Source organism: Aeromonas sp. 603079, from assembly GCF_049172135.1.
Taxonomy (GTDB): Bacteria; Pseudomonadota; Gammaproteobacteria; order Enterobacterales; family Aeromonadaceae; genus Aeromonas; species Aeromonas veronii.
This window is the reverse complement of the sequence record NZ_JAAKPX010000002.1, coordinates 124,397-149,597: the sequence shown is the minus strand read 5'-3', so window position 1 is coordinate 149,597 and position 25,201 is coordinate 124,397. Positions and strand designations below refer to the sequence as shown.

Annotated in this window: 22 protein-coding genes; 16 read left to right on the top strand and 6 right to left on the bottom strand. The window is 49.1% G+C overall.

Translation table 11 applies throughout. The annotated features are described in order from the left end of the window. Window positions 1-231 precede the first annotated feature (231 nt). Complete coding sequence (locus G5287_RS01825) at window positions 232-1,356, top strand: HD domain-containing phosphohydrolase (protein WP_216951702.1); 1,125 nt, start codon at window positions 232-234, stop codon at window positions 1,354-1,356. A gap of 163 nt (window positions 1,357-1,519) precedes the next feature. Here the strand turns inward: G5287_RS01825 and G5287_RS01820 are convergent, their stop codons facing one another. The 6 genes from G5287_RS01820 to G5287_RS01795 form a co-directional block, all read right to left on the bottom strand. Beyond that, window positions 1,520-1,705, bottom strand: a complete 186-nt coding sequence (locus G5287_RS01820) for a hypothetical protein (protein ID WP_204483896.1) — start codon at window positions 1,703-1,705, stop codon at window positions 1,520-1,522. A 42-nt stretch (window positions 1,706-1,747) separates the two neighbouring features. Beyond that, window positions 1,748-2,086 (bottom strand): hypothetical protein, encoded by a 339-nt coding sequence (locus G5287_RS01815; protein ID WP_421230691.1) that lies wholly within the window; start codon window positions 2,084-2,086, stop codon window positions 1,748-1,750. Between the two features lie 45 nt (window positions 2,087-2,131). Further along, complete coding sequence (locus G5287_RS01810; RefSeq protein WP_005338107.1) at window positions 2,132-2,446, bottom strand: DUF134 domain-containing protein; 315 nt, start codon at window positions 2,444-2,446, stop codon at window positions 2,132-2,134. Between the two features lie 223 nt (window positions 2,447-2,669). Then, complete coding sequence (locus tag G5287_RS01805; RefSeq protein ID WP_043818681.1) at window positions 2,670-3,851, bottom strand: dicarboxylate/amino acid:cation symporter; 1,182 nt, start codon at window positions 3,849-3,851, stop codon at window positions 2,670-2,672. Between the two features lie 192 nt (window positions 3,852-4,043). Beyond that, window positions 4,044-4,523: a hypothetical protein gene (locus G5287_RS01800; protein ID WP_421230690.1), complete on the bottom strand. Its 480-nt coding sequence runs from the start codon at window positions 4,521-4,523 to the stop codon at window positions 4,044-4,046. Window positions 4,524-4,700: 177 nt separating this feature from the next. Further along, on the bottom strand, window positions 4,701-5,339 hold the full coding sequence (locus G5287_RS01795) for a TetR family transcriptional regulator (RefSeq protein ID WP_005359187.1): 639 nt from the start codon (window positions 5,337-5,339) through the stop codon (window positions 4,701-4,703). 140 nt (window positions 5,340-5,479) lie between these two features. Here G5287_RS01795 and G5287_RS01790 point away from each other — a divergent pair, with 140 nt between their 5' ends. From G5287_RS01790 to G5287_RS01720, 15 genes are all read left to right on the top strand, one after another. Then, the gene (locus G5287_RS01790) at window positions 5,480-6,673 is read left to right on the top strand and encodes an efflux RND transporter periplasmic adaptor subunit (RefSeq protein WP_421230689.1); all 1,194 of its coding nucleotides are present in this window, start codon (window positions 5,480-5,482) and stop codon (window positions 6,671-6,673) included. Between the two features lie 17 nt (window positions 6,674-6,690). Further along, window positions 6,691-9,840, top strand: coding sequence for an efflux RND transporter permease subunit (locus G5287_RS01785; RefSeq protein WP_421230688.1), 3,150 nt, complete (start codon window positions 6,691-6,693; stop codon window positions 9,838-9,840). Window positions 9,841-10,429: 589 nt separating this feature from the next. Then, a complete protein-coding gene (gene rfbB / locus G5287_RS01780) occupies window positions 10,430-11,536 on the top strand; it encodes a dTDP-glucose 4,6-dehydratase (protein WP_227340935.1) in 1,107 nt (368 codons plus the stop codon). After that, entirely contained in the window at window positions 11,536-12,423 is an 888-nt protein-coding gene (rfbD, locus tag G5287_RS01775; RefSeq protein WP_421230687.1) for a dTDP-4-dehydrorhamnose reductase, read from the top strand. The genes rfbB and rfbD overlap by 1 nt, the downstream gene beginning before the upstream one ends. 99 nt (window positions 12,424-12,522) lie before the next feature. Further along, window positions 12,523-13,401, top strand: a complete 879-nt coding sequence (rfbA, locus tag G5287_RS01770; RefSeq protein ID WP_216954298.1) for a glucose-1-phosphate thymidylyltransferase RfbA — start codon at window positions 12,523-12,525, stop codon at window positions 13,399-13,401. A 62-nt stretch (window positions 13,402-13,463) separates the two neighbouring features. Further along, a complete protein-coding gene (gene rfbC / locus G5287_RS01765; protein ID WP_216954296.1) occupies window positions 13,464-14,009 on the top strand; it encodes a dTDP-4-dehydrorhamnose 3,5-epimerase in 546 nt (181 codons plus the stop codon). Window positions 14,010-14,047: 38 nt separating this feature from the next. After that, complete coding sequence (locus tag G5287_RS01760) at window positions 14,048-15,445, top strand: mannose-1-phosphate guanylyltransferase/mannose-6-phosphate isomerase (protein WP_227340933.1); 1,398 nt, start codon at window positions 14,048-14,050, stop codon at window positions 15,443-15,445. After that, entirely contained in the window at window positions 15,426-16,835 is a 1,410-nt protein-coding gene (locus tag G5287_RS01755; RefSeq protein WP_302055988.1) for a phosphomannomutase CpsG, read from the top strand. Before G5287_RS01760 ends, G5287_RS01755 begins: the two co-directional genes overlap by 20 nt. Window positions 16,836-16,849: 14 nt before the next feature. Next, window positions 16,850-17,971 (top strand): GDP-mannose 4,6-dehydratase, encoded by a 1,122-nt coding sequence (gene gmd / locus G5287_RS01750; protein ID WP_227340932.1) that lies wholly within the window; start codon window positions 16,850-16,852, stop codon window positions 17,969-17,971. Window positions 17,972-17,973: 2 nt separating this feature from the next. Further along, window positions 17,974-19,062 carry a DegT/DnrJ/EryC1/StrS aminotransferase family protein gene (locus G5287_RS01745; RefSeq protein WP_321537277.1) on the top strand — a complete coding sequence of 363 codons (1,089 nt, stop codon included), beginning with the start codon at window positions 17,974-17,976 and terminating at the stop codon, window positions 19,060-19,062. Between the two features lie 63 nt (window positions 19,063-19,125). Next, window positions 19,126-19,911, top strand: coding sequence for an ABC transporter permease (locus G5287_RS01740; protein ID WP_108539995.1), 786 nt, complete (start codon window positions 19,126-19,128; stop codon window positions 19,909-19,911). Continuing rightward, complete coding sequence (locus G5287_RS01735) at window positions 19,908-20,666, top strand: ABC transporter ATP-binding protein (protein ID WP_108539993.1); 759 nt, start codon at window positions 19,908-19,910, stop codon at window positions 20,664-20,666. The genes G5287_RS01740 and G5287_RS01735 overlap by 4 nt, the downstream gene beginning before the upstream one ends. Continuing rightward, the gene (locus G5287_RS01730) at window positions 20,663-22,948 is read left to right on the top strand and encodes a glycosyltransferase (RefSeq protein ID WP_216954292.1); all 2,286 of its coding nucleotides are present in this window, start codon (window positions 20,663-20,665) and stop codon (window positions 22,946-22,948) included. Before G5287_RS01735 ends, G5287_RS01730 begins: the two co-directional genes overlap by 4 nt. Further along, window positions 22,939-24,579, top strand: a complete 1,641-nt coding sequence (locus G5287_RS01725) for a glycosyltransferase (RefSeq protein ID WP_421230686.1) — start codon at window positions 22,939-22,941, stop codon at window positions 24,577-24,579. Before G5287_RS01730 ends, G5287_RS01725 begins: the two co-directional genes overlap by 10 nt. Further along, a complete protein-coding gene (locus G5287_RS01720; RefSeq protein WP_421230685.1) occupies window positions 24,551-25,201 on the top strand; it encodes an acetyltransferase in 651 nt (216 codons plus the stop codon). The genes G5287_RS01725 and G5287_RS01720 overlap by 29 nt, the downstream gene beginning before the upstream one ends.

The window sequence follows — 25,201 nt, the reverse complement described above, 5'->3', positions numbered from 1 at the left end:
AAAACTATACAGCCAGCATGGCAGAACCTAACAATATCTCCGAGTGGGCAGGATTGGGCCGTGCGAATAGCGGCTGATGGTGGAGCCCTGACTGGCGCGCAGTCCCTGCTGCACAGGTTTGTGACTGGTAATATGCGTTGCTGACTTATTAGTCAATTTCGCGGTCTGTGGCTGGGAACCCTGTCACGGGTACCCCTATACTCCCATCATGGTGATCCGGTGGAGAAGGCAATGGAAAGTTCATTTGGCGAAAGAATGCAGAATCTGCACGCTACGCTGCGCGAGCGTTTTGACAAGCTGAGTCGGGTGGCCATTGCGATTTACGATCCCCATACCGATCAGCTCAAGACCTTCGCCCACAGCACCGAGGGGCCCTCGCCGCTGGTGCAGTATGAGGTGAAGCTGAGCGATGTTCCATCCTTGCGCTATCTGGCGGAGCACAAGCACCCCCGGGTGCTTGGCAATCTCGATGCCCTGCGTGGTTCCGCGTCGGAACACAGCCGCAAGCTGCTGGAGGCGGGCTATGCCTCCAGCTATACCGAGCCGCTGTTGTTCAACAGCAAGCTGTTTGGTTTTCTGTTTTGCGATGCCATGGAGCCGGGATATTTCGATGAGTCGATCCAAAGCGAGCTGTCGGCCTATGCCCAGATGTTGTCCGCCATCATTGCGGTGGAGTTCTTCTCTATTCAGACCCTCGGCGGCGCGCTGACCACGGCACGTGAGTTCAGTCGCTATCGGGATGAGGAGACCGCCAACCATCTGCATCGGATGTCGGCCTACTCCCGACTGATCGCCAAGACGCTGGCCCCGACTTGCGGGCTGAGCGACGAGGAGGTGGAGTTTGTCTACCTCTTCTCCGAGCTGCACGACATCGGCAAGATCGCGGTGCCGGATGCCATTTTACTCAAGCCGGGCAAGCTGACCCCGGAAGAGTTCGAGATCATGAAGGTTCACACCAGCAAGGGGCGAGAGATGATCAGCCTGATGATCAATGAGTTTGGCCTCGATGGCATTCACCACACCGATATGCTGACCAACATCATCGCAGGCCATCATGAGCGTTTTGATGGCACCGGTTATCCGCTGGGCCTGGCGGGGGAGGCGATCCCGCTGGCGGCGCGTATCGTGACGGTGGCTGATGTGTTTGATGCCCTGACCAGCGAGCGCCCCTACAAGCAGGCCTGGCCGTTCGAGACGGCGTTTGCCTATCTGGAGGAGCATGCCGGCAGCCAGTTTGATCCCACCTGTGTCGCTGCGGCCCTGCACAACAAGGCCGAGTTTTATGCCATCTATCAGCAGTACCAGGATCCCGCCAGTTCATCAGGTGTGGCGGCCAGTGGCGCAGAGCCGGGTTGAGCGCGTGTGATGAGCGTAAGGGGGAAAGAGGCGGTTCAAGCATGACGAGGAATAAATAGAGAGGGGGCACCAGCAGGTGCCCCCTCTCTTTTATGCTCTTCTCGATTTCACGCGCCCTTATTTTGCCGACCTTGTATCTGCGGCTATGGCGTTTGCGCTCAGGTTACTTTTTGGGAGTCGGTTCGCTGATTTGATCGAGGTGATCCGTGCAAGCGCTGGAGCAGCCACAGGGGCGCACCTCTTTATCTTCCCGTTTCTGGGCAAGCTGGTATTGGCGCCACCAGATGATGGAGCCCATAGCCAGGATCAGCACGAATGAGGCGAGCAGGCTCAACAACCAGATGGACATGATCTCTTCTCCCTGATGGTGATGACATGCACGGCGATGGCATCAGTGATGATAGCAGCAACCGCCCTGCTGGTTGGCGCCCTCACTGCCGTGGCAACAAGTATGGCCTTGTCGTGAGCTCTCTGCCTGATTGCCACCACTGGCGCAGCAGTGATCGGAACCACTGTTGCACCCACCGTGACAATGGGCATGGCTGTGGCCTGCGACGAGGGGCTGGATGACACGGATCGCGGCCTTGCTCTGATGACGGCGAGATGGACGGCCCTGACTTGCCTCGGTGAGAGGTTGTAGATTTGCAGGGGCTAGCAGCGCGGGCAGCGGCAAGCGGGCAGAGCGGCACTGCAGCACCCGGATATTGGCCGCCAGCAGGCGACTCAGCATCAGGGCACTGTTGCAGGGGGGGGGTGGTCATGGTTGTGACAGCATTCATGTCGGCTCTTCTCCACTGGTTGGGTGGTCGGGCTCGGCGGGTTGCATCATCAATGCTTTGCCCAGACTCAGACACTCCACCACCTTGTAGCGCCCTTTTTTCAGGATATTGGCCAGGGTCTGGCGGGAAACCCCCATCACCAGGGCGGCCTCCTGCTGCTGCATTCCTTGAAGGTCGACGAGGCGCAGTGCCTCGAACTCGTCAGGGGCCAGCGTGACCTGTTCCAGCTGATGCATGGGGCGGCCGTTGGGTTTGAAGCAGCTGTTGGCGGGGCGGCCACAGATCTGGCGGGCAATCTTGGGTCTTGGCATGGTGGCTCCTAATTGGCATAAGCCATTTATACGCTCATATGTGGCATATGCCAATAATTTTGTCTGATGCAGAGGGTAGCGCCAGTGCTGTTTACGGCAGAGGGGGGTAAAGAGGGGGAGGAGGAATACTAACAAAAGCAGGGAAGGTGGCTGAAACGAATCAGGCCCGAACATGGTTCGGGCCTGCGGTTTTGCAGAGGATGGTCGAGCTATCCCGGCGAGCTTACGCCTGTTCGGCCTCGGCCACGGGGGCTGCGCTCTCGCTACCGTTGGCGAAGCGATCCGCCCACAGGGCAATCACGCCGTCACCGGTGACGTTGCAGGCGGTGCCGAAGCTGTCCTGCGCCAGATAGAGGGCGATCATCAGGGCGATGGAGGCTTCACCGAAACCGAGCATGGAGGTGAGCAGGCCCAGCGCCGACATCACGCCACCACCCGGGGCGCCCGGGGCTGCGATCATGATCACCCCCAGCATCATGATGAAGGGGAGCATGGTGTCGATGCCCGGAATGGCCAGATGCTCGGAGAGGAACATCACCGCGGTGGCACAGGTGACCAGGGTAATGGTGGAGCCACAGAGGTGAATGGTGGCACACAGCGGTACGGTAAAGTTGGCGATGCCGTCGCTGACCCCGTTGTTCTTGCTCGACTGCAGCGCGACCGGAATGGTGGCGGCGCTCGACATGGTCCCCAGCGCGGTGAAGTAGGCGGGCAGCATATTCTTGATCAGCTGTGCCGGTGAGCGGCCAAGGGCCAGACCGGTACCGACGAACAGCACGGAGAGCCAGATCCAGTGCATCAGGATCGCCATCACCAGCACCACGCCGAAGGTTTTCAGAGTGGCGAATACTGTGCCTTCTACCGTCATCTCGACAAAGACGCCCGCGATATAGAACGGCAGCAGCGGAATGATCACCTTGGCCAGCAGGCGGTCGATGATGTCACGACCCTGATCGGCTACCCGGCGCAGATCGGTGGCCTGGGTGGCGCTGATGCCAATGCCGAACACGAAGGCGGCAGCCAGTGCCGACATCACGCCAAACAGCGGCGGGATCTCCAGATTGACGTAGGAGGCGAGCTTGATGGCCGTGGCCGTGGTGGGCTCGGCGGCGGTGGTGAACTGCGGGATCAGGTGGCTAGCCACGGTAAAGGCGAATAGCCCTGCCAGAATGGTGGAGCAGTAGGAGAGGGCCACGGTTTTGCCCAGCAGCTTGCCGGAGTTTTTCGGCAGGCTTGCGATGCCGCTCATGATAAAGAACAGAATGATGAGCGGAATGGTGAAGGTGATCAGCTGACCTATCACTGTCTTGGCCGTAAACAGCACGCGCGCCACCCACTCAGGGGCGTAGAGACCGAGCAAGAGACCGGCAAGGATGCCAGCAATGAGTTTCAGGACAAGTTTCATAAGGAAATCCGGAGTTGGTTGTATTGTCTGTTTTGTTATTAAAATTTGATATTAATCACACTTTTTAACACGTAAGCCGTGTTATGTCTGCCTTTTCTGCGTTAACGCCGAGTTAAATATTGTCGATAGCCAAGATCGCCGACTAGTTGTCGGCTTGGTGTTGAACGGGAAAATCCGTGATGAATTAGCCCGTTAGGTGGCCTGATGATCGCCACGCAGCAACATGACGTACTGGCTGGCGTGTTGATTTGAGGAATCTGACGTACTGGCTGATACGGTTTCCATCGGCGCCAGTTGCAGCGCTATCCCGGATGTGGTGACCAGTTGCTGTAGCTCATCGTGACTTATCTTGCCGCTTGGCGGCAGGGGGAAGCAGAGTGGAGCGCCCGCTTTGAGCAGGGTCGCCAACAGTTGTAACTGTGGGGCAAGGGTGGCCACGTGGCTATCAAGCGGGCGGCTCAGCCAGATGCCATCGTAAGGGAGCACCGAGTGCATCTTCGCCAGCGGGCAGACCCGCACTGCTTGTCCGGATTGCTGTGAGGCAACTTTGGCGTCGGCCAGCACCGCTTCACAGGCGGTGACCACATACCCTTCCGCACGCAGCCAGCACAGATCCTCCCCCGTACCGCATTGACCATTGAGCAGGTGAGCACCGGGTTTGAGACGTGCCACAAAGGCAGCTCGAACGTGAGCGTGCCGGTCGTTAAATGGCCGGGAAGCGGGGATGGAGTCAGAGTGTGGCACAGGGGTTACCTCAAGCAGGGGGCGCACAGGGTAACAAATCGGGGCCTGACTGCCAAAGCACGCGGTCAGGCCCCGATTTGGATGTGAGGAAGTTGCCGGAGCCGGTTAGCGGCCGCAGGCAGGCCCGTGGGGCTGGGCCAGCATGGTGAACATGCTCTCTATCATAAAGGCGGATTCGCCCTGCAGGTCGATCCGCCCCGGAAAGTGGAGCCAGTTGATTATGTAGCCATCCAGAGTGCAGTGGAGCAGGGTGGCGGCGCGCTGCAGGTTGAGGTTGGCGGGCAGCTGGCCCCGCCGTACCGCGTTGGCCAGGGTGGTCTCCAGGTCCCGAAAGAAGTTGGCGGACTGGCTGCGGATATGTTCGCGCAGTGAGATGGCTTCCCCCTCCAGCGATTCGAGATTGAACAGGATGGTGAACATCTGCCGCTGGGCCGGATTGTGAATGAAGCTGTGGAGCACCCCTTCGAAGAAGAGGCGCAGTTGCCCCAGCGGATCCGGCTCATCTGGATTGAGGCAGGCATCGAGCTGGTGGGCAAGGGGGCTGCAGAGCTCCTGCCAGAGCGAAATGAAGAGTTCATCCTTGTTCTTGAAATGCCAATAGATGGCCCCGCGGGTCAGGTCTGCCGCCCTGGCGATGTCGGTCAGGCTGGTCTTGGCCAGGCCCTGAGAGCAGAACAGATCCAGCGCCGTGCTCATGATGTGGCAGCGGGTTTGCTGCGCCTCTTCTTTGGTTCGTCTGGCCATCGAAATTTGTGCCTCATGCAAGCAAAAAGTCACTTACATACATTTATGAATGTATGTATATTGCCTCATCTTTCGACTATTTACCAACAGGGCCCATGCGGCCCTGATTGTTCATTGACTGGCAAAGGCTCAGGTGTTTCATGCATAAACATATTCTTGCTCGTTCTGTTGGTCTTGCCTTCTTGGCTACAGGCTTGCTGGCAGGTTGTGGTGACAAGGGGGGCGCACCCCAGGGACAGGGCGGCATGCCCCCCGCGGCGGTCAACGTGGTGACCCTGCAGAGCGGTCCGCTGATGTTGACCACCGAGTTGACTGGCCGCAGCGCCCCGTTGCGGGTGGCTGAAGTGCGTCCGCAGGTGAGCGGCATCATCCTCAAGCGCCTCTTTACCGAGGGAAGCGATGTGAAGGCGGGCGATCTGCTCTATCAGATCGACCCGGCTGTCTATCAGGCGGCGGTTGCCAGCGCCAAGGCCAATCTGGCCAAGGCCGAGGCTAACGAGCAGAGTGCCCGCCTCAAGGCGCAGCGCTATCAGGAGCTGCTCAAAGTCAAATCCATCAGCCGTCAGGACTATGACGACGCCGATGCCAGCTGGAAGCAGGCCAAAGCGGAGATCATGGCGAGCAAGGCGGCCCTGCGCACTGCCGAGATCAATCTCGGTTACACCCGCATCACCGCCCCCATCAGTGGCCGCATCGGTAAATCCGCGGTGACAGAGGGGGCGCTGGTGACTGCCCAGCAGGCTGACAGCCTGACTGCCATTCAGCAGCTCGATCCCATGTATGTGGATGTGCGTCAGTCCACCGCCGATCTGCTGCGCCTCAAGCGACTGGTCGCCGAGGGCAAGTTGACCCAGGACGAGCAGAAAGGGGCCAGGGTGACCTTCCAGCTGGAAGATGGCTCCACTTATGGCGAAGAGGGCTCGCTGCAGTTCTCCGATGTGACAGTGGATGAGACCTCCGGCATGGTGACCCTGCGGGTGATTGTGCCCAACCCTCATCAGCTGCTGCTGCCCGGCATGTTTATGCGCGCCACCCTGCAGGAGGGTGAGCGGGCACAAGGGCTGCTGGTGCCGCAAACTGCGGTGACTCGCACCCCCAATGGCGGCGCCACCGTGATGGTGGTGACGGCTGACAACAAGGTGGAGCTGCGCAACGTGCAGCTGAGCCGTGTCGTTGGCAGCAACTGGGTGGTGGAGTCAGGGCTGACCTCCGGCGAGCGGGTGATCGTGGCTGGCTTGCAGAAAGTACGACCGGGCGCCGTGGTCAATCCCGCCGAGCAGGGTGCTGATGCAGCGTCTGCTCAAGCTGCGTCCAACACCCCGGCCAACAAGTAGGATGGAGTAGTCGCTTCATGGCTCGATTTTTTATAGACAGACCCATTTTTGCCTGGGTGATCGCACTGGTGATCATGCTGGCGGGCAGCCTGGCCATCATCAAACTGCCGGTCGCCCAGTATCCGAGCATTGCGCCGCCCGCTGTCGGTATTTCTGCCAGCTATCCGGGCGCATCCGCCAAAACGGTGGAAGACTCGGTGACCCAGATCATCGAACAGAATATGACCGGGCTGGATCACCTGCTCTACATGTCCTCTCAGTCTGACTCCGCGGGGCGGGTGTCGGTGACCCTCACCTTCCAGCCGGGGACCGATCCCGATATTGCCCAGGTGCAGGTGCAGAACAAGCTGCAGCAAGCGATGTCGCTGCTGCCGCAAGAAGTTCAGCAGCAGGGGATCCGGGTACAGAAGACCTCCAGCAGCTTCCTGATGGTCGCGGCCTTCATCTCCAGCGATGGCTCGATGAACAATGACGATCTGGCGGACTATGTGGTCTCCAACATCAAGGAGCCCCTGAGTCGTCTGGACGGGGTAGGGGATATCACCTTGTTCGGCAGCCAGTACTCGATGCGGGTGTGGCTCGATCCCAACAAACTCAACCGGGTGCAGATGACCCCGGGGGATGTGCAGGCGGCCATCAAGGCGCAGAACGCCCAGGTAGCGTTCGGCAAGCTGGGTGGTACCCCGTCGGTGGAAGATCAGCAGTTCACCGCCACCATCATGGGGCAGACCCGTCTCTCTACCGTGGAGCAGTTCAACGACATCCTGCTGCGGGTGAATCAGGATGGCTCCAAGGTACGGCTGAAAGATGTGGCCCGGGTCGAGCTGGCAGGCGAAAGCTATGATGCCGATGCGCTCTACAACGGCCAGTCTACCGCCGCGGTTGCCATCAAGCTGGCGACCGGCGCCAATGCGCTGGATACCGCCGAGAAGGTGCGTGCCAAGCTCAATGAGTTGTCGGATTACTTCCCGGCCAACATGGAGATCGTCTACCCCTACGACACTACGCCGTTTGTGAAGATCTCCATCGAGGAGGTGGTGCAGACCCTGATCGAGGCGATCTTCCTGGTGTTCTGCGTCATGTATCTGTTCCTGCAGAACTTCCGCGCCACCCTGATCCCGACCATCGCGGTGCCTGTGGTGCTGCTCGGTACCTTCGGGGTGATGGCGGCGTTCGGTTTCTCCATCAACACCCTCACCATGTTCGGTATGGTGCTGGCCATCGGCCTGCTGGTGGATGACGCCATCGTGGTGGTAGAGAACGTGGAGCGGCTGATGAGCGAGGAGGATCTCTCCCCGCTGGAAGCGACCCGCAAGTCGATGACCCAGATCACCGGCGCGCTGGTGGGGATCGCCCTGGTGCTCTCCGCCGTGTTCGTGCCGATGGCCTTCTTCGGCGGCTCGACCGGTGCCATCTATCGCCAGTTCTCATTGACCATCGTCTCGGCCATGGTGCTGTCGGTGCTGGTGGCGTTGATCCTGACACCGGCCCTCTGTGCCACCCTGCTCAAGCCGATGAAACATGGCGAGTTTGGTGCCAAGCGCGGCTTCTTTGGCTGGTTCAACCGCGCCTTTGATGCCGGTACCAACCGCTATCAGAGCGGTGTGCGCAAGGTGATCAAGCAGGGCGTGCGCTACAGCCTGATCTACGGCGCCATGCTGGCGGTACTAGCAGTGCTCTTTCTGCGGATGCCTACCTCCTTCCTGCCGGAAGAGGATCAGGGGGTCATCATGTCCATGGTGCAACTGCCGGTGGGCGCGACCAAGCAGCGCACCGAGGTTGTGCTGGCGGACATGCGCGACTACTTCCTGAAAAACGAGAAGGATAACGTTGACTCCGTATTGACCGTATCCGGCTTCAGTTTCGCCGGTAGTGGCCAGAACGCGGGTATGGCCTTTATCAAGCTCAAGGACTGGAGCGAGCGCAAGAGCCCGGATCGCAGCGCCAATGCCATTATCGGTCGTGCCATGGGCTATCTGTTCAGCATCAAGGAGGCGCAGGTGTTCGCCTTTAACCTACCTCCGATCCCGGAGCTGGGTACGGCGACCGGTTTTGACTTCTTCCTGCAGGATCGCGGCGGTATCGGTCACGACAAGCTGATGGCGGCGCGTAACCAGCTGCTCGGCATGGCGGCGCAGGATCCCACCCTGGTGCGAGTGCGTCCGAACGGGATGGAAGATACGCCGCAGCTCGATATCAAGATCGATTACGAGAAGGCGCTGGCGCAGGGGCTCTCCATCGCGGATATCAACAACACCCTGGCCACCGCTTGGGGCTCGTCCTACGTCAATGACTTCGTTGACCGTGGCCGGATCAAGAAGGTCTATATGCAGGCGGATGCCCCCTTCCGGATGAACCCGGAAGATCTGAAACTCTGGTATGTGCGCAACAGTGCCGGTCAGATGGTGCCCTTCTCCGCTTTTGCCAGTACCGAGTGGAGCTTCGGCTCGCCGCGTCTGGAGCGTTACAACGGCGTGCCGGCGATGGAGATCGTCGGTGAGGCGGCGCCCGGCAAGAGTACCGGTGATGCGATGGCCGCCATCGAACAGATGGTGAAACAGCTGCCGGAAGGGGTGGGCATCGAGTGGACCGGGCTCTCCTTCCAGGAGCGGCAGGCCGGTTCACAGGCGCCTGCGCTCTACGCCATCTCCTTGTTGGTGGTGTTCCTCTGTCTGGCGGCCCTCTACGAGAGCTGGAGCATTCCGTTCTCGGTGATGCTGGTGGTGCCGCTCGGGGTACTGGGGGCCATTGTGGCTGCCACCCTGCGCGGGCTGGAGAACGACGTCTACTTCCAGGTCGGTCTGCTCACCACCATAGGCTTGTCGGCGAAAAACGCGATTTTGATCGTGGAATTTGCCAAAGAGCTCTACGACAAGGGGATGGGCTTGGGTGAGGCGGTGGTGGAGGCTGCACGTCTGCGTCTGCGTCCGATCCTGATGACCTCGCTTGCCTTTATCCTCGGGGTGCTGCCGCTGGTGATCAGCTCCGGCGCGGGCGCCAGCAGCCGTAACGCCATCGGTACCGGCGTGATGGGGGGGATGATCAGCGCCACCGTGCTGGCCATCTTCTTCGTCCCGCTCTTCTTCGTGCTGGTGATGCGTTACTTCACTAGCCACAAGAGTAAAGAGGCGCGCATGGTTGCAGCAGTTGAGTCAAAAGGTGACTGAGCAAAGTAACCCCTGAAGTTCTGGGTGGCAGATCACAATAAGACAAATACATCAGGTATGACTGAGTAATAAATAGAGCGACTTGGAAAGTCGCTCTATTTTTTTTCCGTAAAAACGGTAACTTAAGCGTAATTATTAAGTTAATACTGCTTCTTTTCGAGAAATTATGTCGCCGTGAGGTGGTTTTCTATCGACTCCTTTTCAGAGGTGAGGGGCAAGTCAGTTTCTGCTGTGCAGCTCGGCTGGAAACAAGATAGAATCTGCGTCTTATAGGGTTGGATAGGTAGTGTCCGCTCTTTCTTGGTCTTGGGCCATAAAGCTGTGCTACACACCATCAAGACAGCAAAATGCTGGAGGACATGATGACCAACAGCAGACCTAATTTGGTTAAAAGCAGCAAACTGGGGGCTGTAACCCAAGGGCGGTAGCCTTGAGATTATTCAGCAATTTGCACAAATAATGTTCATTTATTGTTTTGCTGCTGTTGGCGCTGGTTAAATTGCAGTCTATTGGGTGTTTCAATAACGCATCAGTGGATAGCCAGCCTCTCTCTGATGTCATATCAACGCCTCGCAAGAGATACATATTTATGAAAATCCTCGTGACCGGTGGTGCCGGCTTTATCGGCTCTGCCGTGGTGCGCCATATTATCCGTGATACCCAAGATTCCGTTATCAATCTCGATAAACTCACCTATGCCGGTAATCTGGAATCCTTGGCCAATGTATCGACCAGCGATCGTTATGCGTTTGAGCAGGTGGATATCTGCAACCGTGCCGAGCTGGATCGGGTGTTTGCCCTGCACCAGCCGGATGCCGTGATGCATCTGGCGGCTGAAAGCCATGTCGATCGCTCCATTACCGGCCCGGCTGACTTTATCGAGACCAATATCGTCGGCACCTATATGTTGCTGGAAGCGGCTCGCGCTTACTGGAATGGTCTTCATGATCAGCGCAAGGCGGCCTTCCGTTTCCACCATATCTCCACTGACGAGGTATATGGGGATCTGCCCCATCCGGATGAAGTGGCTGCCGGTGAGCCATTGCCGCTCTTTACCGAAACCACCCCCTACGCCCCCAGCAGCCCCTATTCTGCCTCCAAGGCTTCCAGTGACCATCTGGTGCGTGCCTGGCGCCGCACCTACGGCCTGCCCACCATCGTCACCAACTGCTCCAACAACTACGGCCCGTACCACTTCCCCGAGAAGCTAATCCCGTTGGTCATTCTTAACGCGCTGGATGGCAAGCCGTTACCGGTCTATGGCAAGGGCGACCAGGTCCGTGACTGGCTCTACGTGGAAGATCACGCGCGTGCGCTCTACAAGGTAGCGACCACAGGCGTGGTCGGTGAGACCTACAACATCGGCGGTCATAACGAGAAGCAGAATCTGGAGGTGGTACACACCATCTGCGATCTGCTGGACGAGATGGTGCCGAAGGTGGGCTCTTATCGTGAGCAAATCACCTATGTGGCGGATCGCCCTGGCCACGATCGCCGCTATGCCATCGATGCGACCAAGATGAGCGCAGAGCTGGATTGGCAACCGCAAGAGACCTTTGAATCCGGTATTCGCAAAACTGTGCAGTGGTATCTGGATAACCAGCAGTGGGTCAGCAACGTCAAGAGCGGTGCCTACCAGTCCTGGATTGAGCAACACTATTCCTCGATTGCACAGAATGATGGGGTGCGTGCCTGATGCATATTCTGCTGTTTGGCAAAAACGGCCAGGTAGGCTGGGAGCTGCAACGCGCACTGGCGCCGCTGGGGCGCATCACTGCCGTTGATTTTGACTCCACCGACTATTGCGGCGATTTCAGCAACCCGGCAGGGGTGGCCGACACTGTACGTCTGGTCAAGCCGGATGTGATTGTCAACGCTGCGGCCCACACCGCAGTCGACAAGGCGGAGAGCGAGCGTGAATTTGCCGAGCTGCTCAACGCGACCAGCGTGGCAGCGATAGCCAAAGAAGCGGAAGCATTGGGTGCCTGGTTGGTGCATTACTCCACCGACTATGTATTTGATGGCAGCGGTGAGCGCCCCTGGGTGGAAACCGATGCAACCGCCCCGCTCAACGTCTATGGCGAAACCAAGCTTGCGGGTGAGCAAGGGGCCGCACTTTGTTCCCGTCACCTGATCTTCCGCACCAGCTGGGTTTACGCCGCCCGCGGAGCCAATTTTGCCAAGACCATGCTGTGCTTTGGCAAAGAGCGTAGCGAGATGTCAGTGATCAATGACCAGTTTGGCGCTCCGACCGGCGCCGAGTTGCTGGCCGATTGCACCGCCCATGCTCTCCGCGTGGCGCAGCGCAAACCCGAGGTCGCCGGGCTGTACCATCTGATTGCCTCCGGTACCACCACCTGGTTTGACTACGCCCAGCTGGTGTTTGCCAAAGCCAGAGAGGCTGGCGTTGAACTGGCGGTGACACAACTCAATGCGGTGCCGACCAGCGCCTTCCCTACCCCGGCCAAACGCCCCCATAACTCCCGCCTGGATACCGGCAAATTCCAGCGCACCTTCGATCTGGTGCTGCCGGAGTGGACAGTCGGTGTGGAGCGGATGTTGACCGAGATCCTTGGCAAGTAAATTACTGGCTAGGGATGTAGTGACGGCCTCCCTGGCTGGCAGGGATAAAACGGAAAGGTGGCCTAAAGCCATGCTTCCTCTATATAAGAAACAAGCATCATGACCAAACGTAAAGGCATTATTCTGGCCGGCGGCTCAGGCACCCGTCTCTATCCGGTAACCATGGCAGTGAGCAAGCAGCTGTTGCCTATCTATGACAAGCCGATGATCTACTATCCTCTCAGCACCCTGATGCTGGCGGGAATTCGCGATATTTTGATCATCAGCACGCCGCAAGATACCCCCCGTTTTGAGCAATTGCTAGGTGATGGCAGTCAGTGGGGCCTGAGTTTGCAATACAAGGTTCAACCAAGCCCGGACGGGTTGGCACAAGCCTTTATTCTGGGTGCAGAGTTTATCGGTTCAGACCCCTGTGCACTGGTGTTGGGGGACAACATCTTCTACGGCCACGACTTGCAGAAACAGTTGGAGGCGGCAGTGGCCAAAGAGAGCGGTGCTACCGTCTTTGCCTACCATGTGCATGATCCCGAGCGTTATGGGGTGGTTGAATTTGATAAAGAGGGCACCGCGATCTCTCTGGAGGAGAAGCCACTGGAGCCCAAGAGCAACTATGCGGTAACCGGCCTCTATTTCTACGACAACAGCGTGGTCAAGATCGCCAAGAGTCTGACGCCGTCGCCCCGTGGCGAGCTGGAGATAACCGATGTAAACCGTATCTACCTGGAACAAGGTAATCTGTCGGTGGCCATGATGGGCCGTGGTTATGCTTGGCTTGATACCGGTACCCACGAGAGCATGATTGAAGCGAGCAACTTTATTCAGACCATCGAGACCCGTCAGGGGTTGAAAGTCGCTTGTCCTGAAGAGATCGCCTATCGCAAGAAATTCATTGATGCAGAGCAAGTAAAAACGTTGGCGACACCACTTGCGAAAAATGCTTATGGACAATACCTGTTAAAGATGGTTTCGAAAGTATGAGTTGGAGTTAAGGGTATGCACCCGTTCCTGCAAAATAAACTAAATAAAATATGGATATGAAGATGAATGTAATCGAGACCACGATACCTGATGTACTTATTTTTGAGCCAAAAATATTTGGTGATGAGCGTGGCTTTTTCTTTGAGAGTTTCAACCATAAACTGTTCGAAGAAGCAGTAGGATACCCTGTTACTTTTGTTCAAGATAATCATTCTAAATCCTCGAAAAACGTGTTGCGTGGACTGCATTATCAATCATCACCACACGCCCAGGGAAAGCTGGTGCGATGTGTTGTGGGAGAAGTATTTGATGTAGCAGTGGATATTCGTGAAAATTCGCCGACCTTTGGCAAATGGGTCGGTGTTCATCTATCAGCTGAGAATAAGCGGCAATTGTGGATTCCGAAAGGGTTCGCCCATGGTTTTATAACTAGAACAGAAACAGCAGAAGTTTTATATAAAGCAACCAATTATTATAGACCTGATTTTGAACATACAATATGTTGGAATGACCAGCAACTAGGAATAGAGTGGGAGAGTGATATGCTCCCTATATTATCTCTTAAAGATAAAAATGCAAAGCCATTTATGGCAGCTAAACATTTCTGAAAATCATATCAACACATTAAATACATTATGGTGTATCTATGACTGTCTTAATTCCTGCTATTATGTGTGGTGGAAGCGGTTCAAGATTATGGCCTGTTTCACGTGAACAACATCCCAAGCCATTCATTAAACTATCGGATAATCAAAGTTTTTTACAAAAAGCATTTTTACGTGGAGCAAAATTATCAGATGTCAGTGAAGTATTAACTATTACTAATCGAGACCTTTATTTCAAAACACTAGATTCATTTAAAGAAGTTAATAGTAATGAAATTCAGACTTCATTTATTCTTGAACCTTATGGCCGTAACACTGCAGCAGCAGTAGCATCTGCAGCAATTTATGCTCGCGATACATATGGCGATGATGCGGTCTTGTTGGTCTTAGCTGCTGATCACTTGATCACAGAGCAAGTTGCATTCGATGATGCTGTTTCCTGCGCTATTGAATTAGCAAAAGCAGGACGGTTAGTCACATTTGGTATTAAACCCACAATACCTGAAACAGGTTATGGTTACATTGAAGCTCTTGGTACAGAGGTTTTGCGCTTTGTTGAAAAGCCAACATTGGATAAGGCAATTGAGTACTTTGAAAGCGGTCGCTTCTTCTGGAATTCAGGTATGTTTTGCTTTAAAGCAAGTACAATGATTGCAGAGATGGACTTGCATTGTCCGGAAGTATTGATAGCAACAAAAGCTTGCCTTGACAAGTCCGATTCGGTTCAAAGTAAAAAGGTCAAGCATATTGATCTGGACCCTGACACATTTATCCATGTTCCAGACATCTCGATAGATTATGCCGTGATGGAAAAATCAGGAAATGTTTCAGTAGTTCCATGTGACATAGGCTGGAGTGATATTGGGTCTTGGGCTGCAATAAGTGAACTACATCAAGCTGATGACGATGGAAACACCGTTCAGGGGCATGCAATTTTACATGCTACCTCAAATTGTTATATTTCGAGCGAGGATCGGGTTATTGGTGCTGTAGGTGTAGAAAACCTAGTAATTGTTGATACTGCTGATGCTCTATTGGTCGCTCACAAAGAAAGTAGTCAGGATGTAAAATTAATTTATAATCACCTTAAGACGATAAATAATGATGCATATAAAATACATCGTACAGTCTATTGTCCATGGGGACGTTATACGTTACTTGAGGTGGGAGAGCGTTTTAAAATAAAAAGACTTGAAGTTAAACCTGGGGCTAGCTTAACGATGCAAATGCATCATCATAGAAATGAACACTGGGTGGTATTATCTGGTGTTGCAGAGGTTTTCTATGAAGATCAAATTGCCTTGCTAACTGCTAACCAATCTACATATATTCCTGCTGGGCATCGTCACCAATTAAAAAATCCAGGTCTCATCGATTTAGTTATGCTAGAGGTGCAAACGGGTGAATATTTAGGTGAAGATGACATCATTGATTATTGAAAAGGAATTTAATTTAGGGGGCATCATGAATCTTACCTGTTTTAAAGCTTACGATATTCGCGGCAAACTGGGTGATGAGCTGAACACTGAGATTGCATACCGTATTGGCCGTGCAACTGCACAGTATCTAAATGCAACGACAATTGCTGTTGGAGGCGATGTTAGGCTCACGAGCGAAAGCCTAAAGCAAGCACTTGCAAGAGGGATTCTTGATGCCGGTTGTGATGTCATCGACTTAGGGACTACGGGGACTGAAGAAACCTATTTTGCAGCATTTACGTTAGACATTGATGGTGCTATAGAAGTGACGGCCAGTCATAATCCTATGGATTACAATGGCATGAAACTGGTTGGTCGTGATGCTTGTCCAATTAGTGGTGATAGTGGTTTGAATGATATTCGAGCATTGGCTGAAAAGGGTGACTTCATTGCATCCTCCCGGCAAGGAACATTGATTAAAAAATCGATACTAGATGCTTATGTCGATCATTTGCTGACGTATATAAAGCCGCATCAATTACGTCCACTCAAGCTAGTTGTGAATGCCGGTAACGGGGCGGCAGGGCATGTGCTTGATGTTATCGAGCGACGTTTCAATACCCTCAATGTTCCTGTTGAGTTTATAAAAATTCATCATGAGGAAGATGGTAACTTTCCCAATGGTATTCCTAACCCATTGCTTCCTGAAAATAGAAGTGCTACATCGGAAGCGGTAAAGTTCTATCATGCTGATATGGGTATTGCTTGGGATGGTGATTTTGATCGCTGTTTTCTGTTTGATGAAAATGGTGATTTCATCGAAGGATACTATATTGTTGGATTATTAGCAGAGGCATTTTTAGTAGATAATCCTCATGAGAAAATCATTCATGATCCGCGCTTGACATGGAATACTATTGATATCGTTGAAAAGTCTGGTGGTACACCAGTACAAAGCAAAACTGGTCACGCATTTATTAAAGAACGGATGCGCAGTGAGAATGCAATATATGGTGGTGAAATGAGTGCCCATCACTATTTCCGTGACTTTGGCTACTGTGATAGCGGTATGATTCCTTGGTTACTAGTAATTAACTTGCTATCACTAAAAAAATCCACATTGTCTAGTTTAGTTGCTGAACGTGTTAAAGCCTATCCATGCAGTGGTGAGATAAATTATAGAGTTGATAATGCTCTTGAGATAATAAAGAAGCTGGAAGAGGTCTATGCGCCACTTGCTGTCAAGGTAGAATATGTAGATGGTCTTAGTATTGAAATGAATGATTGGCGATTTAATGTTCGCATTTCAAACACAGAACCATTACTAAGGCTTAATGTTGAAAGCAAAAACGATATAAGCAAGTTAACGTCTGGTTTGAATTCATTACATAAAATGATCAACAACTTATAAGGAGAGTACTGAAAATGTCCAAGAAAGTAGCGTTAATTACTGGGGTGACTGGTCAGGATGGTTCATATCTGGCTGAGTTTCTATTAGAGAAGGGGTATGAAGTCCATGGTATTAAGCGCCGTGCATCTCAGTTTAATACACAACGTGTAGACCACATTTATAAAGACCCTCATGAAGAGAACGTTGATTTTAAACTACATTATGGTGACTTAACGGATTCATCAAATCTAACGAGAATTATAGCCGAAGTTCAACCAGATGAAGTTTATAATCTTGGTGCTCAATCTCATGTCGCTGTTAGTTTTGATTCCCCAGAATATACTGCGGATGTTGATGCGATAGGTACTTTACGCTTATTGGAAGCTATTCGTTTCTTGGGACTGACAAAAAAAACTCGTTTTTATCAGGCATCGACATCCGAACTATACGGCCTCGTGCAAGAAATTCCGCAGCGAGAGACAACACCTTTTTATCCGCGCAGCCCTTATGCTGTTGCAAAAATGTATGCGTACTGGATTACGGTGAATTATCGTGAGGCATATGGTATGTATGCTTGTAATGGTATTTTGTTTAATCATGAGTCACCCCGTCGTGGAGAAACATTTGTCACTAGAAAAATTACTCGAGGTTTGTCAAATATTGCTCAAGGCCTCGAAAAGTGCCTGTATATGGGAAACATGGACTCATTGCGTGATTGGGGACATGCAAGAGACTATGTCAAGATGCAATGGATGATGTTGCAACAAGAGCAGCCAGAGGACTTTGTCATTGCAACTGGAGTGCAATATAGTGTCCGTGAATTTATAAAAATGGCCGCTGCTGAGTTAGGTATTGAATTGAACTTTGTTGGAAGCGGCGTCGAGGAAAAAGCTGTCGTTTCGGCGATTTATGGAGATAAGGCGCCGGCATTGAAGGTCGATGATATTATCGTATGTGTTGATCCACGTTATTTCAGACCGGCCGAGGTAGAGACTCTTCTTGGTGACCCATCTAATGCAAAAAATAAGCTGGGTTGGGAGCCGGAAACGACACTCGCAGAAATGGTAAGTGAGATGGTTGCATATGATTTGCAGCAAGCTCGCCAGCATGCCTTGCTGAAATCTCATGGCTTTGATGTTAATGTCAGTGTGGAGTGACTATGATTCCAGTATATCAACCAAGATTATCTGGTAATGAAAAAAAATATGTTAATGAATGCCTTGATTCAACATGGATCTCTTCAAAAGGTGAGTTTATTAACAGATTTGAATCTGCATTTTCAAAGTATATTGGTGCAGAAAATTGTACAACAGTGAGTAATGGTACTGTAGCACTTCATTTGGCGTTGGCTGCTTTAGGTATTGGTCCTGGTGATGAGGTTATTGTTCCTTCATTCACATATATTGCCTCAGTGAATACAATCATTCAGACCGGTGCAAAAGCAGTCTATGTTGACTCGCTACCAGATACATGGAACATCGATGTCAATGATGTAATAGCAAAAATCACAACAAAGACCAAGGCTGTCATGGCTGTGCATCTTTATGGTTTACCATGTGATATGGATGCGTTAGTCGATGTTTGTAAGAAACATGACTTGTTTTTGATAGAAGACTGTGCGGAGGCGTTCGGTACTCTTTATAAGAATAAGCATGTTGGTACATTTGGTGATGTGGCAACATTCAGTTTCTTTGGAAATAAGACAATAACTACCGGCGAAGGTGGCATGGTTGTTTCAAAGGATAAAAATGTCCATGACTTGGCATGCCACTTGAAGAGCCAAGGTGTTTCGAAGGTTAAAGAGTATTGGCATGATGCGTTGGCATTTAATTATCGCATGACAAATATATGTGCTGCGATTGGCCTGGCACAATTAGAGCAAGCAGACGAGATAATTGCAAAAAAAAGAGAGATTGCCAGTTGGTATCAGCGTCGATTAAACCATTTGCCGATAACATTCCACAAAGAGATTGAGAATACCAGGCATTCATTTTGGATGTGCTCGATCCTAGTCGAGAATGCACAAGATAGAGACTTGCTCAGAACTGTTCTAAAGAGTCATGATGTTGAGACAAGGCCATTGTTTCCTTTAGCTAATACGATGCCACATGTATTTACGGAACATAAATTTCCTGTTGCTGAAAATATCAGCTCAAGAGGAATGAATCTACCAAGCTACCCTGAATTATTGGAAAAAGATGTTGATTATATCTGCAACTTAATTTCTGATTTTTATTTAAATAAGTAATATTAAATAAATAACCCTTCATCTTTCGTTGGTGAAGGGTTATTTTAAGTTGGTGGGAGTTTTATGAGTCTTTATTATGTTAGGGGTATTTGGGATGCTAGATATTTTTGGCAGCATCTCGCTTTATCGGATCTACGCTCTCGTTGGCGGCGGTCTTTTTTCGGTGTATTATGGTCATTTATTCAACCTTTAGGTATGACATTATTAATATCTATAGTTTTTAGTAAAATGTTTAATACGGACATAGTGACGTATGCACCCTATATTTTGTCAGGAATTATAGTCTGGGATTTTGTAGTAGCCAATACCATTGGTGGTTCACTTGCGTTTGTGCAAGCAGATGCCTACATTAAACAATGCAAGCATCCATTAGCAATATATACATTACGAACTGTCTTGAGCAGCATTATAGTACTTGCACTTGCCAGTTTGGCTCTATTTGCTTGGTCAATAGTTGTATTGCCACAAAATATAAATATAACCTGGCTAGCCACCTTAACTGTTTTCCCAATATTGGCACTTATTGCATGGCCATTATCAACATTACTAGCCTATATCGGGGTTAGATTTAGAGATGTACCACATGCGATGGGATTAGTCATGCAAGCGATATGGTTTATCTCTCCGGTATATTTCGAAGAACGTATGTTCCGTTCTGGCGGATTGGATTGGCTAGTCGATTACAATCCTGTGTATCATGTATTGCAAATTATAAGAGCACCACTACTAAAAGGTGAGTGGCCGAGTCTGGAGAACTATACATTTAGTCTGATAACTGCTGCTTTCCTATTTTTGCTTGCGTGGCTGATTGGCCGAAATGCAGAGAAAAAAGTGATCTTCTACCTATGAAAAAGAATAAAATTAAACTTGAGAATGTTAACCTTCATTATGCATCAGTAGCTTACAAAGAGCGGTCACTAAAGTCTCTTTTCTCTGCTGCTTTTAAAAAAGGAAAAGCAGAGCGTTCTGTCTCTGATATTCATGCATTAAAAAATATTACGCTAGAAATAAATAATGGAGAGAGGGTCGGGCTCTTAGGGCATAATGGTGCAGGAAAAAGTACATTTCTTAAAACGGTGGCAGGTCTCTATCCTATATCTAGTGGTAAATTAATTGTTGAAGGGCAAGTTCGTTCTCTTTTTGATTTGAGTCTAGGTTTTGAACCTGATGCAACAGGCCGAGAGAATATTCTCTATCGTGGTCTTCTGCTTGGCCTCTCTCCGACTTTTATGAAAGAGAAAGAAAATGAGATCGTTGAGTTTGCTGGTTTGGGTGAGTTTATTGATTATCCAATTAAAACTTACTCTGCAGGCATGCAGGTAAGACTAGCATTTGCTATATCCACAGCAGTTGGTGGCGATATTTTGCTCCTAGATGAAGTGATTGGTGCTGGTGATGCTCAGTTTATGGCAAAGGCTAAAAGCAGAATAATGAGTTTGATTGAGAATGCTGAAATACTAGTTTTAGCATCACATGATTTCAGCGCATTGAAAAATATTTGTTCAAGAGGGATTGTATTTCATCATGGTGAATACATTTTTGATGGCCCCATTGATGATGCGATCATTGCCTATAAACGAGTCAATAATCTGGATTTAGCATGAAAAATCGAGTGTTGTGGCTGCTTAACCATTCAACATTAAGAAACTTTGAAATACCTCAGCTAATAGAGTTTGGTATTGAAGAAATATATCTTCCAAAAAAGTTTCCATATGATGAGGGAAATTTATCGGCAAGTATTACATTCGATTTTGACGATAAATTGACTATCCCTAGGCATGAACTTGATATTTTAAATGAACAAAATTGGTATGAGTCGCCCAGTAAAAACGCTTGGGATATTGTCAATAAATATTTTGATTATGCGATAATTGGCTTCTTCCCAAAGCAAATTAAGTCAACCATTAAAAATTTTAATGGTGCCGTCATTCTTCGTGTATTTGGATTATCTAAAGGATACAATTATTCTTCTTTACTAAGAAGTGAGTGTGGAGATAATGTAGTATCAACGATTAAATCGATGGGGAAAAGATTCTGGTTTGGTTGTGGCTATGAGCATATTTCCGATGTAGAAATGCCATATTTAGCAAAGCGCTCATGCTATTTGCCTGTTGGTTTAAAAGGTAAATATCAACCTGATAATTGGACTGGAAAAAGAAAGACGATACTATTTGTCTGTCCTAGAATAGGAACATCTCCATACTTTAAAAGTATTTATGAATCCTTTGTTCGTGATTTTAAAGAGTTTGATTATATCATTGGTGGTGCGCAGCCAATAGCTGTTAATGATAAGAAAGTACTCGGCTTTGTATCTAAAGAAGAGCACTCTGATAACATGCAACAATGCAGCGTTATGTTTTATCATTCCACTGAACTAAATCATATACATTATCATCCCTTTGAAGCTATACAAGCTGGTATGCCATTAATATATATGGCTGGGGGAATGCTGGATTTGATGGGTGGCGGGGATTTACCTGGCAGATGTGAAACAATTGCAGAGGCTAAGGCTAAGATTAGAAAAATTTTAAATGGCGATGAACAGTTAATCAATGATATTAGAAAAACACAGCATGTGCTTCTTGAGCAAATGATGCCAGAGTATTGTGCTTCAATATGGAAAAGAAACTTTAGCCTTGTCGTTGATGGATTAAAAGAGCATCGCCTTCAGCAGAAAGCTCGCCCTACATATATCACTAGAAAAAAGCGAATTGGTGTAATTGTTCCGATTGAGTATCGAGGGGGGAGTCTGCGAGGCGCTAAGCTTTTAGCTGATGCCATATTACTTGGTAGTCAACAGGCTAATGAAGAATGTGAGGTCGTTTTTGCGCATCCAACAATTGATGAATTAGAGCATGCTAATGAATTGCGGGATTTAAATCCAAAAATTCAAAGGAGAAGCTTCTATTGGCAACATCTTTCTAAAGATGATGCTACACGTGCTATGCAGTATGCTGGTCATGATGGCTGGTGTGCCGTAGATGAATCATATATGGTGCCCAATGACAGCATCAGTAATTTCTATGATTGTGATATTTGGGTTTTCGTTTCCGACAGGCTGGACAAAACGCTGCTTCCAGTAAGACCGATAGTATTGATGGTATACGATTATTTGCAGCGATATGTTTCAATTTTGCAAGGAGGTGCTGATCATCCCTACTTGAAAGCAGCAACACAAGCTGAGCGAGTCTTGGTTACTACTGAGTTTACTTGCCGAGATGCGCAACAATATGCTGGTATTGAGTCTGACAGAATTGCTAGGTTACCTATGTTGGCACCTGACTTTTCGTTTTCAGATGAGCAGCAAAAAGATGTTGGCGATTATTTCATTTGGACAACTAATCTCAGTCCACATAAGAATCATCTCAATGCTGTCAAAGCATTAGAAATTTATTATAATCAGCTAGCCGGTTCTCTTACATGCTTTATTACTGGAGTTAATACTCAGAGTATAATGGAAAGTAAACTTTCATATTTGAGCGAGTTTGTGAGAACTGTTGATAATAGTAAGTCGTTGAAACGTAAGATAAAATTATGTGGTGAGTTATCCGATTTAGAATATAAAAAAGCACTAAAAAAAGCAGCATTTATATGGCATCCTGCGCGCATTGATAATGGTACTTTTTCGGTTATTGAGGCTGCCTATCTGAATATACCTGCACTCTCCTCTGATTATCCGGCAATGCGTGAAATAGATAGACAGTTTTCACTTAATTTAACATGGTCTGATGCAAACTCGCCGGAGCAAATGGCTTGGCAGCTAAAATATATAGAAGAGCAAGCTTTGCATCTTCGAAAAAATTTGCCTAGTAAAGATATACTGAAAGAACAACGAGTGCAAAATCTGGCTAAGCATTATTGGGGGGTAATACGCGAATGTCTGTGAGAAAATTTGGAATTTATCTTTGCTATGCCCCATCTGTTGATTTACGAAAGGAGGGACTTGGTCGTTACTTGGCTGCCTTTCTTAAAGGTGCTGCAGCACGTGATGATGTAAAGTTTACCTTGGTTTGTCCTAGTTGGTCTACGAAAGATCTATATGACCTTTTTGATAGTGAGAATGTACCACATGACAGTTTTTCGATTCGCTCGCCAGATAAAAGACCACTTTTACTGGATCTTTACCATTGGTACATTAACCGTAAAACGAAAAGACAAAAAAGAAAAACACTCAAATCGTTTTTACTGGAGTTGGTTGCTAGCCTGAAGGAAAATATTTTCCATTATGTGGAAAAGCGTTTGTTAAATGCATACACAAAATTGGATCTGATCCTTTTAGGCATTGAAGGGTGTTTGTTATTTCTGCTGGCTTTAATCATTTTCCCATTATTTTTTATTTTTTCGTTTCCTTTTTTATTGGCGTTCTTTTTTATTCGTAGATTGAAATTAATTGTGCTGGGCAGGTTTTCCAAGTACATAGGCCGTTTCATGAAAATGATTTACTCGCCTAAAGATGATGGATTTGTATTGCGTCTCTACCGTAACATGGAGTTGGTGGAAGGGAAGCGTATAAGCGCATTAATCGATAGTATGCATGATATATCTGCATGGTATTGTCCAACAGCCTATTGGCCTGAGTTTAACAAGATCGATGCCCCTCGATTAATGTGTGTACCTGATGTTGTTTTACGAGAGTTTCCCGTGGCCTTTTCTCAAATTGGTGGTGATAGAACTCTATCGACGTTTAAATTGTTAGAAGAGGCTATCAGAACAGGGGATCACTTTGTAACTTATAGTGAAGTGGTAAAATGGAATACACTTATTGATGGCTATCAAGTATTAATGGACAAGGTGTCTGTAGTACATCACGCCGCTAATAAAGTTGATAGCTTCATTAATATTACTGGTCTACCAGATAATGAAGAGGCAACTACCCATTATGCCAAGTCGTTACTCATGTCCGCTATTCGCAAATCGAATGAGCAGAATTATGTTTCAATATTTAAAAATAAAGATGTAGAGTTTGTTTTTTATGCTAGCCAGATCAGGCCAAATAAAAACATAATAAGTTTATTCAAAGCGTATGAGTATCTTTTACGAAAAAAATTCGTTCAGCACAAACTGATCGTTACCGGCAGTGTTAGTGTTATGCCTGAAGTAAAAGAATTTGTTATTAGTCACAATCTGCAACACGAAATTTTATTTTTGCATGGACTAACAATGCAAGAGCTCGCAGCTTGTTATAAATTGGCAAGTTTGGCAGTTAATCCAAGTCTAAGTGAAGGTGGGTGTCCATTTACATTTACTGAGGCGTTATCTGTTAATACACCAGTTGTTATGGCTCGTATTCCTGTAACTGAAGAAATTCTTACTGACCCTGAGTTACAGGAAATGACATTTTTTGATCCATATGATTGGAGAGATATGGCTAAGAGAATAGAATGGGCACTCCACTATAAGGACATCTTACTACGAAAACAGTTGCAGATATACGATCAGTTATCAATGCGTACATGGTCTGATGTTGTAAATGAGCATATCGATATACTTGAGCGTATTAGTTGCTTGGAGAAATAATGTGGCAGATTCAAAGAAGTTGGCCATTTTAGGATGTGGTGGACATGCAAGAAGTGTGGCTGATATAGCATTATCGTTAGGATTTTCAACGTTATGCTTTATTGATGATAATGCAAAACCTGGCGAGAGTATTTTGGGTTATCCAGTCTTTCCTTCATGGGATGTAATCTCTCCCGATGAGTGGATTTTTTTTTCTGCAGTAGGTGATAATCATAAAAGAAAGTTACAGTTAGAGATATTGGGGAAAATGGGGTGGCAAGTTGCCACCTTGATTTCTGCCACAGCCACGATTGGTATTAACTCTATCATAGGTAAAGGAACATTCGTCGGTCATCATGGGCACATTGGTCCTTCAGTTAAAATTGGTGAGGGATGCATTATCAATTCAGGTGCAATAATTGAACATGACGTCTGTGTTGATGAATTTACGCATGTATCGGTCAACAGTACAGTGGCAGGTTCAGTTAATATTGGGAAGTTATGTTTTATAGGTGCTGGCGCGACTATAATCAACAATATTACTGTTCGCGACGAGATTACTGTTGGTGCCGGTGCGTGTGTTGTAAACACTATAGATCAGCCCGGAATTTATGTGGGTGTGCCAGCAAAGAAATATAAATAA

Excerpts from the sequence above, each read along its gene's own strand:
- G5287_RS01825 (WP_216951702.1), top strand. The coding sequence starts at position 232 with ATGGAAAGTTCATTTGGCGAAAGAATGCAGAATCTGCACGCTACGCTG.
- G5287_RS01820 (WP_204483896.1), bottom strand. The coding sequence starts at position 1,705 with ATGTCCATCTGGTTGTTGAGCCTGCTCGCCTCATTCGTGCTGATCCTG.
- G5287_RS01815 (WP_421230691.1), bottom strand. The coding sequence starts at position 2,086 with ATGCTGAGTCGCCTGCTGGCGGCCAATATCCGGGTGCTGCAGTGCCGC.
- G5287_RS01810 (WP_005338107.1), bottom strand. The coding sequence starts at position 2,446 with ATGCCAAGACCCAAGATTGCCCGCCAGATCTGTGGCCGCCCCGCCAAC.
- G5287_RS01805 (WP_043818681.1), bottom strand. The coding sequence starts at position 3,851 with ATGAAACTTGTCCTGAAACTCATTGCTGGCATCCTTGCCGGTCTCTTG.
- G5287_RS01795 (WP_005359187.1), bottom strand. The coding sequence starts at position 5,339 with ATGGCCAGACGAACCAAAGAAGAGGCGCAGCAAACCCGCTGCCACATC.
- G5287_RS01790 (WP_421230689.1), top strand. The coding sequence starts at position 5,480 with ATGCATAAACATATTCTTGCTCGTTCTGTTGGTCTTGCCTTCTTGGCT.
- G5287_RS01785 (WP_421230688.1), top strand. The coding sequence starts at position 6,691 with ATGGCTCGATTTTTTATAGACAGACCCATTTTTGCCTGGGTGATCGCA.
- rfbB (WP_227340935.1), top strand. The coding sequence starts at position 10,430 with ATGAAAATCCTCGTGACCGGTGGTGCCGGCTTTATCGGCTCTGCCGTG.
- rfbD (WP_421230687.1), top strand. The coding sequence starts at position 11,536 with ATGCATATTCTGCTGTTTGGCAAAAACGGCCAGGTAGGCTGGGAGCTG.
- rfbA (WP_216954298.1), top strand. The coding sequence starts at position 12,523 with ATGACCAAACGTAAAGGCATTATTCTGGCCGGCGGCTCAGGCACCCGT.
- rfbC (WP_216954296.1), top strand. The coding sequence starts at position 13,464 with ATGAATGTAATCGAGACCACGATACCTGATGTACTTATTTTTGAGCCA.
- G5287_RS01760 (WP_227340933.1), top strand. The coding sequence starts at position 14,048 with ATGACTGTCTTAATTCCTGCTATTATGTGTGGTGGAAGCGGTTCAAGA.
- G5287_RS01755 (WP_302055988.1), top strand. The coding sequence starts at position 15,426 with ATGACATCATTGATTATTGAAAAGGAATTTAATTTAGGGGGCATCATG.
- gmd (WP_227340932.1), top strand. The coding sequence starts at position 16,850 with ATGTCCAAGAAAGTAGCGTTAATTACTGGGGTGACTGGTCAGGATGGT.
- G5287_RS01745 (WP_321537277.1), top strand. The coding sequence starts at position 17,974 with ATGATTCCAGTATATCAACCAAGATTATCTGGTAATGAAAAAAAATAT.
- G5287_RS01740 (WP_108539995.1), top strand. The coding sequence starts at position 19,126 with ATGAGTCTTTATTATGTTAGGGGTATTTGGGATGCTAGATATTTTTGG.
- G5287_RS01735 (WP_108539993.1), top strand. The coding sequence starts at position 19,908 with ATGAAAAAGAATAAAATTAAACTTGAGAATGTTAACCTTCATTATGCA.
- G5287_RS01730 (WP_216954292.1), top strand. The coding sequence starts at position 20,663 with ATGAAAAATCGAGTGTTGTGGCTGCTTAACCATTCAACATTAAGAAAC.
- G5287_RS01725 (WP_421230686.1), top strand. The coding sequence starts at position 22,939 with ATGTCTGTGAGAAAATTTGGAATTTATCTTTGCTATGCCCCATCTGTT.